Genomic DNA, 394 nt, shown 5'->3' with positions numbered 1-394 from the left:
CGGGAACACAAAAACAACATCCCCCGACTCCGCAGCCAGCTCGGCGGGCACCTCTCCTGCCGCGACGGCATTCAAGCCCCGAAGCAACTCATTCCGGCCACGACCCACGACCGCGACCCGGCGATCCAGCGCGGCCCGGGCCGTGGCCAAGGAGAAGGCCACGTCGGTCGGATTCGGCATATCCGCCAGCTGAGCCAGCCGCCGAGCCTGATCCCGCACTGCCGCTTCGCTCCTGCCCGACAAGACCCACGGCACCACGTCCAGCCCGGGCCCCTCAGCAGCAGGCTCCACACTGGACTGTTCAAGGATCACGTGCGCATTGGTTCCGCTGATCCCGAACGACGACACCCCAGCGCGCCGCGGCCGGCCCGATTCCGGCCATTCCCTGGACTCG

The 394-nt window shown here is 68.8% G+C and carries 1 protein-coding gene; it reads right to left on the bottom strand.

What is annotated here, in order from left to right; translation table 11 throughout:
- On the bottom strand, positions 1-394 hold a 394-nt coding region (locus H4281_RS46495; RefSeq protein WP_182896966.1), incomplete at both ends, for a ketoacyl-synthetase C-terminal extension domain-containing protein.

The sequence above is a fragment of the Amycolatopsis dendrobii genome (genome assembly GCF_014145675.1).
Taxonomy (GTDB): domain Bacteria; phylum Actinomycetota; class Actinomycetes; order Mycobacteriales; family Pseudonocardiaceae; genus Amycolatopsis; species Amycolatopsis dendrobii.
The sequence above is the reverse complement of the archived record's forward strand: the minus strand, read 5'-3'. Positions and strand labels throughout refer to the sequence as shown.